At 47.6% G+C, this 956-nt stretch carries 1 protein-coding gene; it reads right to left on the bottom strand.

All coding sequences use genetic code 11. The annotated features are described in order from the left end of the window. Nucleotides 1-956: tetratricopeptide repeat protein (locus ICN24_RS10275; protein WP_216223694.1), on the bottom strand; the 956-nt coding region annotated here is incomplete at both ends.

Raw genomic sequence — 956 nt, 5'->3', positions numbered from 1 at the left:
CACGACGATGGGTCTCAAAGAGCTGTGCAGTCAAAATGGCTACCGCATGATTATTCAGATCAGCAGAAAAGTACCCAATGCGGATTTTTGAAGCAGGCGCCCTCTTGGGGATGGGGCCTAAGCTCAAGTTAGCCGGGAACTTCTCCTGAGCATAAGTTTGGGCAGCCAACTGATGCAAGGCAGGGACATCGGTGAGGGCGAGGACGAGGAAGGGCTGCGCTACCTTTTTCTGACGCTCAATACCTGCCACTATTTTTTCAAGGTCCTGATCGATATCTGACCAGTCACATGTTTTTGTCCTCACGCTGATTCGTGAGCCATCAATCCATTCGAGTTCAGCATTTAATTCGATTGCTCGATCGTAATACTCATTCGCTTCTGGATAACGTTTCAATTCTTGTAAAACATCACCTGCATTAGCCCAGGCTTGCGCATACATTGGATCGATTTCGATTGCGCGCTCATACGCAAGTAGCGACTTTTCATACTGACGTAGATCGCTAAAAAAAACCCCTAGATTAAAGTGCCCTTGCGCATAAGTAGGCTGCAGTGCAATGGCTTGCTCATAACATCTGAGCGCTTCTGGATAACGCTTTAAGGCATGCAGGGCATTGCCTTTGTTTGACCATGCTTCTGCATTGGGATTCAATTTCAAGGCAGTATCGTAATGAGTCAGCGCCTCTTCATAACGCTTCAGTCCATATAGGGCAACGCCTTTATTGAGCCATACCTGATCATTCTGAGGAGCTAATTTCAGGGCCTCATCATACGAGGCAATTGCCAATGCATCTTCTCTCGCTAGATGCAAACTATTGCCATGGTTAAACCACCCCTGCGCATCATTGGGTCTGAGGGCAATGGCTTTCTCACAAGAAGTGCAGGCTTCTTGATAACGTTTCAGAGCATTCAGTGGCACACTGCGATTGACCCAGGCTTCAAAGTACTGGGGATCTAAG

The organism is Polynucleobacter sp. UK-Kesae-W10, from assembly GCF_018881575.1.
Taxonomy (GTDB): Bacteria; Pseudomonadota; Gammaproteobacteria; order Burkholderiales; family Burkholderiaceae; genus Polynucleobacter.
This window is presented reverse-complemented; position numbering and strand designations above follow the sequence as displayed.